Origin of the sequence: Micromonospora rosaria, from assembly GCF_001567585.1 — a bacterium.
Classification (GTDB): Bacteria; Actinomycetota; Actinomycetes; order Mycobacteriales; family Micromonosporaceae; genus Micromonospora; species Micromonospora rosaria.
The window spans coordinates 1-12,169 of record NZ_LRQV01000172.1; the positions used below are offsets into that span (position 1 = coordinate 1).

A 12,169-nucleotide genomic window follows, 5' to 3' on the forward strand; every position below is an offset into this window, starting at 1 on the left:
CCGGGTCCGGTGCGGTCCCGCCGGTGGGGGCGGCGAAGAGCCGGCGCGGGCCGTCGAGCATGTCGGCCCGCAGCACCTCGTCCGGCACGTCGGTGAAGAAGACGACCGGGTCGCTGCACATGGCGATCGTCTGCACCGCCCGGACCTGGTCGCGCCGGCTGGCGTTCGGGCCGGCGACGAGTTCGTTGGCGCGCATCGCGATCCGCATCAGCCGGTGGAAGGTGGGGCCGTGGCTGAGCATGTTGATGTCGTGGAAGAGCATGCCGAGCGACCGGCGGTGCCGCAGCATGGTGTCGATCCACCCCTCGACCAGGGTCCACCGGGCCTGCTCCGGCGCACGTCCCCCGGCGGCGTCCAACAGGGTCTCCAGGTCGACCAGCAGGGGCTCGACCAGGTCGACCACCAGGTGTTCCTTGGTCGGGAAGTGGTACAGGATCGCGGCCTTGGTCAGCCGTAGCCGTTCGGCGATCTGCCGCAGCGAGGTGCGCTGGTACCCCTGTTCGGCGAAGAGTTCCCGCGCCGCCCGCAGGATCCGGGTGCGGGTGTCGTCGGGCTGGGCGAGGTCCACCCCGCCAGCGTAGTCCGGTTCCTGACCGAGAACAGGGGGGTGCTTGAGTCCACTGACCGACGGTCAGTACAGTGACGGGTGTCTGGTCCGTGCCGACGGGGGAGTTCCGATGGGCGTGATCTCGGTCAGCGAGCTGGTGAAGACATTCGGTGGCACCCGGGCCCTGGACGGGCTCGACCTGCGGGTCGAGGCGGGGGAGGTGCACGGCTTCCTCGGCCCGAACGGCGCCGGCAAGTCGACCACCATCCGGATCCTGCTTGGCCTGCTGCGCCACGACTCCGGGACGGTACGCCTGTTCGACGCCGACCCGTGGCGGGACGCGGTGTCCCTGCACCGCCGGCTGGCGTACGTCCCCGGGGACGTGAACCTGTGGCCGAACCTCTCCGGCGGCGAGGCCATCGACCTGTTCGGCGCGCTGCGCGGCGGGCTGGACCGCAACCGCCGCGACGCGCTGCTGCGCCGCTTCGAGCTGGATCCGACCAAGAAGTGCCGGGCGTACTCCAAGGGGAACCGGCAGAAGGTGGCGATCGTCGCGGCGCTCGCCGCCGACGTGGAACTGCTCGTGCTCGACGAGCCGACCTCCGGGCTCGACCCGCTGATGGAGTCGGTGTTCCAGGACGAGGTGCGCCGGTTCAGCCGGGCCGGCGGCACCGTGCTGCTCTCCAGCCACGTGCTGGCCGAGGTGGAGGCGCTCTGCGACCGGGTCAGCATCATCCGGGAGGGGCGCACCGTCGAGTCCGGCACCCTCACCGAGCTGCGGCACCTCACCCGGACCTCGGTGACCGTCGAGACGGAGCGCCCGTTGACCGGGCTGGACCGGCTGCCGGGGGTGAACCCGGTCGAGGTCGGTGACCACCACGCCCACCTGGAGGTGGAGCCGCAGCACCTCGCCGCGCTCCTGTCCCACCTGCTCTCCTTCGGGGTACGGGCGCTCACCAGCACCCCGCCCACCCTGGAGGAGCTGTTCCTGCGCCACTACGGCCCCGGGCCCGACCCGGCCGCGACCTCCACGCCGGTCGGCGCTGTGGCCCCCGCCGGGCCGGCCGGGGCCACGGCGGACCGGCGGGGTGACCGGTGAGCGCCCTCACCGGCACCGGCAGCCTGACCCGGCTGGTGCTGCGCCGGGACCGGGTCATGCTCGGCCTCTGGCTGCTCGGCCTTCCGCTGCTGGCCGCCTCGCTGGCCGTCAGCATGGCCGACATCTACGGCGGCGACCAGGAGCGGATCGGGTACGCCACCACCGCCACCAGCAGCCTGGTGGCCCGGGTCTTCAACGGGCCGATCCACGGCACCAGCCTCGGCGCGGTGGTCGCCACCGAGTCGTTCCTCACCCTGGCGGTGCTCACCGCGCTGCTGAGCACCTTCGCCGTGGTCCGGCACACCCGGCAGAACGAGGAGACCGGCCGCGCCGAGCTGCTCGGCTCCTCCGTCCTGGGCCGGCACGCGCTGCTCACCGCCGCGCTGCTGGTCGTCGTCGGGGCGAACCTGCTCGCCGCCGTGGGGCTGGCGGTGGCGCTGGTCGCGGCGGGCCTGCCGGTCACCGGCTCGGTCGCCGCGGCGGCGGCCATCGGCGCGATCGGTGTCTCCTTCACCGCCGTCGCGGCGGTCACCGCCCAGCTCGCCGGCACCTCCCGGGGCGCGAACGCGCTCGCCGCGGCGGCCCTCGGGGCGGCCTTCGCGCTGCGGGCGCTCGGGGACGTGCTCGGCGACGCCAACCCCGACGGGATCGGGTTCACCAGCGCCTGGCCGTCCTGGCTGTCCCCGATGGGGTGGAGCGGTCAACTGCGCCCCTTCGGCGACGAGCGGTGGTGGGTGCTGCTGCTGCCCGCCGGGCTGCTGGCGGTCGCGGTCGCGGTCGCGTACCGGCTCACCGACCGGCGGGACCTCGGGGCCGGGCTGCTCGCCGAGCGCCGGGGCCCGGCCGTCGCGGCGACGCGGATGCTCAGTCCGGTCGGCCTGGCCTGGCACCTGCACCGCGGCACCCTGCTCGGCTGGGTGGTCGGCATCGGGCTGGTCGGCTTCGCGATGGGCGTGGCGGTGGACGAGTTCGACGACCTGATCGCGGAGAACGCGGCGGCGGCCGAGATGATCAACCAGTTCGGCGGCGGTGACGTCCTGGTCGACGCGTACCTGTCGGCGATGCTGGCGATCTTCGCGCTGACCGTCGGCGCGTACGTGGTGCAGGCGCTGCTGCGGGCCCGCACCGAGGAGACCGACGGCATCCTGGAGGCGGTCCTGGCCACCTCGGTCAACCGGATCACCTGGCTGGGCGGCCACCTGCTCACCACCGTGCTCGGCGCGACCGGGCTGGTCCTGGTCGGCGGGATCAGCACCGGGCTCGGCGAGGGCCTGGCCACCGGCGACCCGGTGGGCCGGATGCTCGCGCTGGCCGGCGCGGCCCTGGTGCGGCTGCCCGCCCTGCTGGTCCTGGCCGGGGTCGTGGTGCTGCTGATCGGGCTGCTGCCCCGGGCGGCGGTCCCGCTGTCCTGGGCGGCCCTGCTGTTGTTCCTCCTGCTGGGACAGCTCGGGACGGTGCTGGACCTGCCCCAGCGGGTGCTGGACCTGTCGCCGTTCACGCACGTGCCGGCGGTCCCGGCGACCGACGTGACCGCGCTGCCGCTGGTCGTGCTCACCACGGTCGCGGCGGTGCTGGTCACCGCCGGCCTGGCCGGCTACCGGCGGCGCGACCTCACCACCTGAGGGCGGCGCGGCCGACGCCGGTGCGGGGGGTCAGCGCGGGTGGACGGGCTGGTCCAGGATCGCGCTGAACCGTTCCTCGGCCAGGTCGAGCTGGTCGAAGATGTGCTGCTTCACCGGCGGCGACAACGGAGTGTCCACCCGCGCGACGAGGTCCCGGAGCACCGGCACCAGCGGGCGGTACTTCGCCGCCCAGTAGGCCACCCGGGGCCCCACCGCGTGGATCACCCCCACCCCGTTGTCGGTGAAGTCGGAAACCTTGATCACCCGGGCCCACGGCTCGGCGTCCAGGCTGGTGGCGACGTGCTCGCGGTACTGGACGGCGCGGTCGCGGTCCGGGTCGTACAGCGGGTTGGTGACCGCGGCCACCAGCCGGGCCACCCGGGGGCCGAAGCGGCGGTCCAGCACCGCGAGCGCCGCCGTCCGGGCCTGCGTCTCCGCCCGGGCCAGCGGGTCGGCGACGAGCGCCGACCCGCTGTCGGCGTCGGCCCCCGCACCGGAACCGGCGTCGCCCACCGCCCGCTCGCCCGCCCCCGATCCGGTCGTCGTCGCCGGGTCGGTCGCCGTCGCCGGGTGGGCCGGGGCCGCCGCCGGGTCGGTTGCCGCTCCCGGACCCGTCGCTGTCGGATCGGTGGCGGCGAGTTCGGCCGGGTGGTCCTCCACCGCGTCGTGCAGCAGGCCGGCGACGATCACGTCCACGTCGCGTACCTGGTAGTGGTGCATCATCCGGATGGCGACCCGCAGCAGGTGGTTCAGGTACGGCTCGCGGACCCGCCGGTCCTCCCGGTGCAGGTCGGCGGCGAGGTCCAGCGCCTCGGTGAGGCGGCGCCGGGCGGCCGGGTCGAACGCGGCGATCTCCAGCCGGAACCGGGCCAGCAGGCCGGGCTCGCCGTGGATCTCGGTGATCGCGTGCATCGGCATGGAGGCCAGGTACGGCGGGAAGTCCATCTGTCACTTATAGCGGATCTTCGTCCGGCCCGGGTGACCCCGGTCGCCGACCCGACCCCCGCCCCGGATTCGTCGCCGGCCGGTGGGTGGCGGCGGGGCCGTTCAGCGGGCGACCGGATAGTCGGAGACCGTCAGCGGTCCGGTGGAGAGCGAGCCGTCGGCCCTGGGCACCCCGAGCCGGCGGCTGTCGTGCAGGAACGACACCAGGTCCACGTCCGGCCGGGCGGTCAGCGTGCAGACCACCTGGCCGAAGGCCAGCATCTCGTCGGTCCGGCCGGTGCCGGCCAACCCGTCGGCGACGTCGACGAGCGCCTCCCGCCCGGTGATCCGGACGCCGGTGATCCGGCTCGCGCCGGTCAGCGCGGTGGCCAGGCCGGCGTCCCGGTCCCCGGCGGTGGGCCCCTCGACCAGGTACCGGATCTGGGTGTCCGGGGTCGACGGGCTCGGCACCCGCCGGTCCACCCGGACCAGCCGCTCGTCGCGGACGAAGCAGAGCGTCTCGGTCAACTGACCGGTGGGCTCGGCCGGCGGGGTGGTCGCCATCGGGTGCGGCCCGCCGGGCGGCTCGATGACCCGGGGCCGGTCCTCGGCCGAGACCCCGCATCCGGCCAGCAGGGCCAGGGCGGCGGCCAGGGCGGCCCAGCGGTGGCCGGGCCGGCGCGGCCGGCGACCGGGCCGAGGTGTCCCGGTGCCGGTCATGTGTCCCGCCGGGGCAGGTGGACGTGGAACCGCGCGCCGCCACCGGGCCGGTCGGTCACGCCGGCCCGCCCACCGTGCGCCGCCGCGTGCTGCGCCACCAGGGCGAGGCCCAGCCCGGTGCCGTCGCCCGCGCCCCGCACGTGCGCGGCCCGCCCCCGGACGAACCGGTCGAAGATCACCTCGCGGTCCTCGGGGCGGATGCCCGGACCCTCGTCCTCGACGGTCAGCAGGTACCCGTCCGGGTCGGTGCCGACCCGGACCGCGCTCGGTCCGCCGCCGTGCCGCTGGGCGTTCTCGATCAGGTTGGACAGCAGCTGGGTGACCCGGCGCCGGTCGACCAGCCAGGTCCGCTCGGTGCCCTCCTCGACCGTGACCAGCTCCGGAGACACCCCGTGGGTCCGGCACACCTGCCGGGCGAGGTCCGGCACGTCGACCGGGGACCGGTCGGCCGGCTGGTCGCTGCGGGCCAGCTCGATCAGGTCGTTGACCAGCGCCTGGAACCGGGCGACCTCGGCGTTGACCAGGTCCACGGCGGTGGCGCTGCGCTCGTCGAGCCGGTCCCGGCGACGGGCCAGCACACTGGCCGCCGCCTCCAGGGTCTGCAGCGGCGAGCGCAGCTCGTGACTGACGTCGGCGGCGAACCGGCGGTCCCGCTGCATCCGGGCGGAGAGCTGGTCGACCATGCCGTTGAACGAGGTGGTGAGCCGGGCCAGGTCCGGCTCGGCGGCCGGGTCGAGCCGGGCGGTGAGGTTGCCGTCGGTGATCTCCTGCGCCGCGTCGGTGACCCGGCCCAGCGGGCGCAGCACGTACCCGGTGGCGTGCCGGCCCAGCGCGGCGGCGGCCACGGCGGTGCTCAACGCCACCAGGGTCAGCACGATGGCCAGCACCCGCAGCGTGTTCTGCAGCTCGATCAGCGAGTCCACCTCGTAGAAGGTGGTACCGGGAGCCAGCGGCACCCCGATCACCAGGGCCGGCTGCCCACCGGCGCGGACCCGCTGCACCACCGGCTCACCGGCGTGCGCGAGCTGCTGCAACGCGGGCGGGATGGCGGAGGTGACGCCCGCGTCGAGGTTGCGGGCGTACCACTCGCCGTCGCGGTGCAGCACCGCCCGCCGGTTCCCACCGGTGTCCAGTGACCGCAGGATCTCCAGGATGTCCGGGCGGTCCGCGGCCAGCCCCGACTGCACCACGGTCGCGTCCAGGTACGCCGCCCGGACGGCGGTGCGTTCCCGCTCGGCCAGCAGCGAACTGCGGGCCACCTGGTAGCTGACCAGCGCGATGGAGGTGGACAGGGCCAGCGCGCCGGCGGTGAAGCCGGCCGTCACCCGGGTCCGCAGCCCGGCGGTCACCCGGGGCCGCAGAGCGGTCCGGCACACCGCCGCCGCCCGGCGTACCGTCGCGATCCGACTCATCGTTGCAGTTTGTAGCCGAGGCCGCGGACGGTGAGCAGGTGCCGTGGCTTCGCCGTGTCCGGCTCGATCTTCTGCCGCAGCCGGCCCACGTGCACGTCGACCAGCCGCTCGTCGCCGACCGTGTGGTCCCAGACCCGTTGCAGCAACTGCTGGCGGGACAGGATCCGGCCCGGGTGCTGGGCCAGCTCGCAGAGCAGCCGGAACTCGGTCCGGGTGACCGCGACCGGCGTCCCGCGCAGCCGTACCTCGCCGGCGTCGGGGACGATCTCCAGGTCGCCGAAGACCAGCGTCGGCATGTCGGTGGTCGGCTCGGCCGCCCGGGCCCGACGGCGCAGGGCCCGCAGCCGGGCCGACAGTTCCTTGATCGCGACCGGCTTGACCAGGTAGTCGTCCGCGCCGGCCTCCAGCGCGGCGACGATGTCGTGGGTGTCGTCGCGGGCGCTGACCACGACGATCGGCACCCCGTCGTGGCGGCGCAGCCGGCGGATGCACTCGAACCCGTCCACCCCGGGCAGCATCAGGTCGACCAGGACCGTCTCCGCCGGTCTGCTGCGCTGCTCGACCAGCCCCTCCTCGGCCGTGGCGACGCCCCGCGCCTCGTACCCCTCGTCCTCCAGGGCGAGCACCAGCGACAGGCGGATCCGGTCATCGTCCTCGATCACCAGCACTCCGGTCATGCAGGCCATCATCCGGGGCGTGGCGGGCCGGGCCAAATCCACCCCCCGGTTCGACCGGTGGGAGTGTTGTCATGGAACCGTCATATTTCCGCGTGACCGCCGCCACATGCCTGCCGCAAGCTCGGCGGAGCCGACGGGCGGAGCCGAGCGTGGGAGGTGCGATGTCCGGCAGGTACGAGGCCGGCGGTCCTCCGGCGCAGCCGCCCGCGACCGAGCTGGTGGAGGTGGCGCTCACCGAGCCGCTGGACCGGGTCGCCGTGGCCGAACTCGGCGCGGTGCTGGACCAGGTGCTCGGGCTGCGTCCGGCGCGGCTGGTCATCGACCTGGCCGGGTGCGGACACGTCGACGCGGCCGGCATCGCCCTGCTGCTCGACGCGCACCGGCGGATGTGGTCGTTCGGCGGCCGGCTGATCCTGCGGTCCCCCTCGCCACGGTTGCGCCGGCTGTTCCAGGTCGCCCGCGTCGACCAGGTCCTGTACGTCGTACCGGCACAGCCGGTGCCGGGCGGCGCGCGCGGCGTCGCGGACCCCGGCACCGTGGTCGGGTCGCGGGCGGAGAGCCACGGTTGACCGCGCGCGGCGGTGCGCGAGCCGAGCCCGGTGGGGACGGTTCCGGTTCGGGCCGTCCCCACCGGGCGCCCATCGTCCACCCGGGCCGGTGGACGTCACGCCTCACGGGAGGTGCCACATGACTGTCGTTCCCGGTCTGCGTCCGGGTACCGTGCAGCTCATCTGCGACGGGTGCGGGGAGATCCGCACCGAGGTCACCAGCCAGTTGCGAGAACCGGACGTGGTCTGGCCGGTGATCGCCGAGTACGCCTGGAGCGGGTCGGCGTTCGCCACCGGACCGCACCGGTGTCCGCGCTGCCCCACCGGCCCGATCGACGTGCCGGTCGTACCGTCCGCCGGGCCGGTCGAGTCCACGGCCTGGCACGTGGCGATCGACCCGCTGCCGGACGCGGTGGTGGTCCGGCCCAGCGGCGACATCGACCTGGCCGTGGCCGAGCCGCTGCGGGCGGCGCTGGCCGAGGCGGTCGCCGTCGGCCGGCCGGTCGTGCTCGACCTGTCCCAGGTCGAGCTGATCGACTCGACCGGGCTCGGCATCCTCGTCCGGGCGCACAACGACGCCCGGCAGCGCGGCCTGACGCTCTGTCTGGTGTCGCCGTCCCGGTTCGTGCTGACCGTGCTGCACACCATGCGGCTGGCCGGCGTCTTCCTCACCTTCGACGAGCGGCACCAGGCGTTGACCTGCCTGGCCGCCGCGCGCGCCGACTGACCCCATCCGGGCGCGGGATCGCACCGTCCCGCACCCGGCCCGGCGGCCCGCCGCCACCCGCCCCGGCCCCGGGCTCGCACCAGCCCACCCGGACCGCGGGTGGCGGCCGGGCCGCCGCCACCGGCGTACCGGGCCGACCCTGGGCGGTCGCCCCGGTACGCCGGTTGGCGGTTGTAAGGAGGGGCCCCCTGTTAACGCATACGGTAGAGAGGGGTACCCCTCTCACCGGGCGGGTGTTAAGAAGGGGCCCTTCCTTCGCGGCAGTCGGTCGGTCAGGGTCGGTCAGAGGGGGAGTCGGTTGGCGCCGGCGAGCGCCTGCACGGTCAGCGGCACCAGGGGCGCCGGCAGCACCGGGCCGGTGCGCAGGGTCGGGGTCCAGCCGGCGTCCGGGCTCAGGTCCGGGTCGTGCTCGGCGTTGTACGCGGCCACCAGGTCGACCCCGCGCGGGAGCCGGCCGGCCTCGTGCACCCAGTTGCCCCGGGTGGTGATGGCGGTGCCGCTCCAGTCGTAGAGCAGGTCGGCGGCGGTGATGCCGGAGCCGAGGGTGAAGTAGTTGTTCTGCGCGTACACCGCCGACTGGACGCCGACCCCGATGGCGTACTCGAAGCCCTCGCCGGAGAGCCGGTAGTAGTTGTTGTAGATGTCGACCTGGCCGAAGCGGACCCGGGGCAGCCGCTGGAGCACACCGTCGAAGACGTTGTGGTGCAGGGTCACGTTCAGCCGGCCGACGTCCGGGCCGACGGTGTTCGAGGAGCCGATCAGCATCAGCTTGTCCCGCCCGACGAACCGGTTGAACGAGGCGGTGACCAGGCTGGCGGTGTGGGTGATGTCCAGCGACCCGTCGTGCACCTGGTACGGGCGGCCGAAGTGGACCGGCTGGGCGCTGTCCGGGTTGTCGCCGTCGGTGAAGGTGTTGTGGTCGACCCAGACGTTCTCGCTGCGCCGCACCGAGACCTGGTCGTACTGGGAGTTCCAGTTCCCGGCCTCACCGTCGGTGGGGGCCCAGGCCGGGAAGCAGTCCCGGGCGTCGTCGAAGGTGATGTTGCGGACGATCACGTTGTCCGCGGTGTCGATCATCAGGGTGAGACCGGTGAGGGTCGCCCCGCGCAGCCCGACGATGGTGGTGTTCGGGCCCACGTTGATCTGGGTGTGCCGGGTCTGGTTGGTCACCGACCGGACCCGGGCGGCCTCCACCGGCCCGCTGGGCGCCACCCGCCCCCACACCGCCGGGTCGTACGCGGCCAGGTACGCCTCCAGGGTGTACCCCGGGTCGGCGAGGTCGACGCAGCTCAGCAGGCTGCCGTCGGCGCCCTCGAAGCCGTCGATGGTGCCGTCGACGTAAATCAGCTTCGGGGTGTCGTTGGTCCGGTTGGTGGCGTTGTCGCCGCCGAGGGCCTGGACCAGTTCGGCCCGGGTACGGACCACGTGGACCTGGTCGTCGGCGGCGGTCGAGCCGCCGGTGGTGCCCGGCCCGGCCGCGGCCCAGCCGTCGTTGGCGGGCAGGGCCTGACGGCCGATCAGCCGGGCGGTGAGGGGAAGTTTCCGTTCGGCCGGGGCGACCGCGCCCCGGGCGGGGTCGGCGGCCGGGGCGGGGGAGGCGACGGCGGGGACGGGGCCGATCAGAAGCAGGGTCGCGACCAGGGCCGCGCTGGTGATGGTTCGACGCATGGGCACTCTCCGAACATGTCGGTCAGATGTCGGGGCGGTGGCGCGGGCCCCGATGACCCTCGACGGTAAGTAAGGCGGATTAAGAGAGTCAATGCATGCGATGTGCAGGTATTTTGCAGTAAAAGCGGACAGGGGTTATCTGCCCGATTGCTGACGGTGTAGAACGCGGGCATCGGGTCGCATCTGTCGGTGGGTCGGTACTCCCGTCGTGTGCAGCGCGTTCTCCGCCTCCGGTGGGTCAGCCGTGGCGGGCGGCCTCCCTCCGCGCGTCGAGGTCCACCACGTGCGGCGCGACCGCCCACGGCACCACCAGCTCCGACAGCAGCCGCCCACCCTCGGCACAGGCCCGCAGCGCCGCGTTGACCCCCCGGATGGTGAGCACCCGGTCGGCCCCCTCGCCGGTGCCGACCAGCAGCTCCGGGTCGATCCGGGTCGGCTCGGGGGCACCGGCGACCACCTCCAGCACCGCCGTGAACGGCGCGGTCCGGGCCAGCGGGGCGATCAGCGGTACGCGCGGGTCGGCCCGGTGGTCGAGCAGGTTCTCCAGCAGGCCGCGCCGGCCCGCGACGGTACGCGGCTCGGCGTCGCCGGGCAGCAGCAGCCGGTCGGTCGGGTACTCCAGCACCGCCCGCCCGGCGGTGCCGGTGACGATCACCTCGCCCGGGACGAAGTCCTCCCCGGCCAGCGTCACCGCCACCACGATCGGCGGCCCGGCGGTCGGCACCACCCGCAGCGCGGCGGTGTCGTCCACCTCGATCGGGCGGACCCGGTACCGCTCCAGCTCGATGCGGGCCGGGGCGACCGGGGCCCCGGCGGCCACCTCGGCGACCGCCAGGGACTGCATCACCGCGTGCGCGAGCGGGTTGGCCAGCGCCCCGTCGAGCACCGGCCGCCCGTCCAGGCTGCGCCGCCCGGCCCACGGGGACCGGGCGTAGTAGCCGTCGGAGCGCTGCCAGGAGGCCACCGTGGCGATCCCGGTCACCGTGCCGAGCCGGCCGGCCGCCACCGCCTGGGCCAGCTCGGCCAGCGCGGCCGAGCCGAGCGCCTGGAACCCGACCTGGCAGGCCCGTCCGGTGGCGGCCAGCGCCCCGGCCAGGGTGTCGTGCTCCGCCATGGAGAGCACCGGCGGCTTCTCCATCAGCAGGTCCGCCCCGGCGGCCAGCACGTCCAGCGCGATCGGCAGGTGGGTGTGCGGCGGGGTGCAGAGCACCACCACGTCCGGCCGGGCCCGCGCCAGCATCGCCCGGTGGTCGGTGCCGACCAGCGCGTCGGCCGGTACCGGCGCCTCCGGTTCGTCCTCGACCGGGTGCAGGTCGACCAGGGCGACCAGCCGGACCCGGCCGGCGGCGTGCAGGCCGGCGATGACCCGCCGGTGCCACCGCCCGTGCCCGTTCGCCCCGATCAGCGCGACCCGGGGCGCCCCGACCCCGGACGGGCCGCCGGCGACGCCGGTCACGCCGCGCCCGCCAGGGTCGCCGCGACGCCGTGGCGGCCCAGCGCGGTCAGCCACGCCGTGACGTCGGCCCGGAACTCGTCGTCGGCGGCCACCTCGGCGGGGAAGACCTCGTCGAGGGCGAGCACCGCGTCCACGGTGGCCGCCGGGTTGCCGCCGCCGCTGCCCAACGCGGCCCGGATCCGCCCGGCCAGCGGGTCGTCCAGCGGCAGCGCGGTGCCGTCGTCGGCCTGCCCGGCGGCGAAGCGCAGCCACGCCGCCACCACCAGCGCCGCCCAGCGGGCGGACCGGCCGGCGGCGCGCAGGTCGGCGACGGTGTGCAGGATCCGCTGGGGCAGCTTCTGCGAGCCGTCCATCGCCACCTGGAGGGTGCGGTGCCGGATCGCCGGGTTGGCGAAGCGGGACAGCACCTCGTCGCCGTACCCGGTGACCGCGACCCCCTCGGGGGGGGTGAAGCTGACCGCGATCTCCTCGGCGATCAGCCGGCGCAGCACCGTGGTCAGGTGCGGCATGGCCAGCGCGTCGGCGATGGTCTCGTACCCGGCCAGCGCGCCGAGGTACGCGGTGGCCGAGTGCACCCCGTTGAGGGTGCGCAGCTTCAGCCGTTCCCACGCCCCGGCGTCGGTGGTGAGCACCGCCCCGGCCCGTTCCCAGGCCGGCCGGCCGGCGGGGAAGTCGTCCTCGACCACCCACTGCCGGTACGGCTCGGCGTCCACCGCGGCCAGGTCGCTCACGCCGAGCGCCCGCCGCGCCGCCGCCAGGGTGTCCGGGG

The 12,169-nt window shown here is 74.9% G+C and carries 12 protein-coding genes; 4 read left to right on the forward strand and 8 right to left on the reverse strand.

The features are described 5' to 3' along the window. A partial coding sequence (locus tag AWW66_RS34045; RefSeq protein ID WP_067372836.1) for a TetR/AcrR family transcriptional regulator occupies window positions 1-568 on the reverse strand: 568 nt, incomplete at its 3' end. A gap of 109 nt (window positions 569-677) precedes the next feature. Here AWW66_RS34045 and AWW66_RS28680 point away from each other — a divergent pair. After that, a complete protein-coding gene (locus tag AWW66_RS28680; protein WP_083979104.1) occupies window positions 678-1,646 on the forward strand; it encodes an ABC transporter ATP-binding protein in 969 nt (322 codons plus the stop codon). Then, window positions 1,643-3,268, forward strand: coding sequence for an ABC transporter permease (locus AWW66_RS28685; RefSeq protein WP_067372839.1), 1,626 nt, complete (start codon window positions 1,643-1,645; stop codon window positions 3,266-3,268). Before AWW66_RS28680 ends, AWW66_RS28685 begins: the two co-directional genes overlap by 4 nt. Window positions 3,269-3,298: 30 nt before the next feature. On the opposite strand, the gene AWW66_RS35725 is transcribed toward AWW66_RS28685, so the two are convergent. From AWW66_RS35725 to AWW66_RS28710, 4 genes are all read right to left on the reverse strand, one after another. Next, window positions 3,299-4,213, reverse strand: a complete 915-nt coding sequence (locus AWW66_RS35725) for a phosphohydrolase (protein WP_245648524.1) — start codon at window positions 4,211-4,213, stop codon at window positions 3,299-3,301. A gap of 102 nt (window positions 4,214-4,315) precedes the next feature. After that, on the reverse strand, window positions 4,316-4,912 hold the full coding sequence (locus AWW66_RS28700; protein ID WP_083979106.1) for a GerMN domain-containing protein: 597 nt from the start codon (window positions 4,910-4,912) through the stop codon (window positions 4,316-4,318). Then, window positions 4,909-6,237 (reverse strand): sensor histidine kinase, encoded by a 1,329-nt coding sequence (locus tag AWW66_RS28705; protein ID WP_067372857.1) that lies wholly within the window; start codon window positions 6,235-6,237, stop codon window positions 4,909-4,911. The genes AWW66_RS28700 and AWW66_RS28705 overlap by 4 nt, the downstream gene beginning before the upstream one ends. A gap of 83 nt (window positions 6,238-6,320) precedes the next feature. Then, on the reverse strand, window positions 6,321-7,001 hold the full coding sequence (locus AWW66_RS28710; protein ID WP_067372842.1) for a response regulator transcription factor: 681 nt from the start codon (window positions 6,999-7,001) through the stop codon (window positions 6,321-6,323). A gap of 161 nt (window positions 7,002-7,162) precedes the next feature. On the opposite strand from AWW66_RS28710, the gene AWW66_RS28715 reads away from it, so the two are divergent. Further along, entirely contained in the window at window positions 7,163-7,570 is a 408-nt protein-coding gene (locus tag AWW66_RS28715; protein WP_067372845.1) for an STAS domain-containing protein, read from the forward strand. A gap of 118 nt (window positions 7,571-7,688) precedes the next feature. Next, window positions 7,689-8,276, forward strand: coding sequence for an STAS domain-containing protein (locus AWW66_RS33130; RefSeq protein WP_083979111.1), 588 nt, complete (start codon window positions 7,689-7,691; stop codon window positions 8,274-8,276). A 282-nt stretch (window positions 8,277-8,558) separates the two neighbouring features. Here AWW66_RS33130 and AWW66_RS28725 read toward each other — a convergent pair whose 3' ends face one another. The 3 genes from AWW66_RS28725 to AWW66_RS28735 form a co-directional block, all read right to left on the reverse strand. Then, window positions 8,559-9,944 (reverse strand): pectate lyase family protein, encoded by a 1,386-nt coding sequence (locus tag AWW66_RS28725; RefSeq protein WP_067372848.1) that lies wholly within the window; start codon window positions 9,942-9,944, stop codon window positions 8,559-8,561. Between the two features lie 238 nt (window positions 9,945-10,182). After that, entirely contained in the window at window positions 10,183-11,400 is a 1,218-nt protein-coding gene (locus tag AWW66_RS28730) for a Gfo/Idh/MocA family protein (protein ID WP_067372851.1), read from the reverse strand. Continuing rightward, window positions 11,397-12,169, reverse strand: a 773-nt coding sequence (locus AWW66_RS28735) for a mannitol dehydrogenase family protein (protein ID WP_169807190.1), incomplete at its 5' end; no start/stop codon positions are given. The genes AWW66_RS28735 and AWW66_RS28730, both read right to left, overlap by 4 nt.

Coding starts and splice junctions, on each gene's coding strand:
- AWW66_RS28680 (WP_083979104.1), top strand. CDS start 678: ATGGGCGTGATCTCGGTCAGCGAGCTGGTGAAGACATTCGGTGGCACC.
- AWW66_RS35725 (WP_245648524.1), bottom strand. CDS start 4,213: ATGGACTTCCCGCCGTACCTGGCCTCCATGCCGATGCACGCGATCACC.
- AWW66_RS28700 (WP_083979106.1), bottom strand. CDS start 4,912: ATGACCGGCACCGGGACACCTCGGCCCGGTCGCCGGCCGCGCCGGCCC.
- AWW66_RS28710 (WP_067372842.1), bottom strand. CDS start 7,001: ATGACCGGAGTGCTGGTGATCGAGGACGATGACCGGATCCGCCTGTCG.
- AWW66_RS28715 (WP_067372845.1), top strand. CDS start 7,163: ATGTCCGGCAGGTACGAGGCCGGCGGTCCTCCGGCGCAGCCGCCCGCG.
- AWW66_RS33130 (WP_083979111.1), top strand. CDS start 7,689: ATGACTGTCGTTCCCGGTCTGCGTCCGGGTACCGTGCAGCTCATCTGC.
- AWW66_RS28725 (WP_067372848.1), bottom strand. CDS start 9,944: ATGCGTCGAACCATCACCAGCGCGGCCCTGGTCGCGACCCTGCTTCTG.